Source organism: Oleiphilus sp. HI0079 (genome assembly GCF_001635105.1).
This window is the reverse complement of record NZ_LWFT01000649.1, coordinates 1-592: the sequence shown is the minus strand read 5'-3', so window position 1 is coordinate 592 and position 592 is coordinate 1. Positions and strand designations below refer to the sequence as shown.

1 protein-coding gene is annotated in these 592 nt (G+C 46.6%); it reads left to right on the top strand.

Annotated elements, in window-relative coordinates; genetic code table 11:
* Window positions 1–592 (top strand): phosphoenolpyruvate carboxykinase (ATP) (locus tag A3750_RS11730; RefSeq protein WP_156498537.1); only part of this gene is annotated, 592 nt, incomplete at both ends.

Genomic DNA, 592 nt, shown 5'->3' with positions numbered 1-592 from the left:
TAACCGCCCTTTTGATGCGGAAAAATTTGACGCTTTATGGGAACGCGTTGAGTCGTATCTTGCTGAGAAAGACAGCTACGTGTCTCATCTTCATGTAGGTTCTGATCCAGATCACTACCTCGCAGTGAAAGTAACGACTGAAACCGCATGGCAAAATCTTTTCGGCCGCAACTTGTTCATCCGTCCTGATCATTACAATCCGGCTGATAAGCAAGAGTGGCAAATTCTGAATGTCGCAAGCTTCATTTGTGATCCTGAGCGTGATGGTACTAATAGCGATGGTACCGTGATGATTAACTTTGCCCAGCGCAAAGTTCTGCTTGCAGGAATGCGTTATGCCGGTGAGATGAAGAAAGCGATGTTCTCTGTCCAGAACTTTCTATTGCCAGAAAAAGACGTCTTACCGATGCATTGTTCCGCGAATGTTGGTGAAGACGGTGAAACGACCTTGTTCTTCGGTCTCTCTGGAACAGGTAAAACGACTCTTTCTGCTGATCCTGAGCGTTTTCTCATCGGTGATGATGAGCACGGATGGGGCAAAGGCACTGTCTTTAACATCGAAGGTGGTTGCTACGCAAAGACGATCGATTTG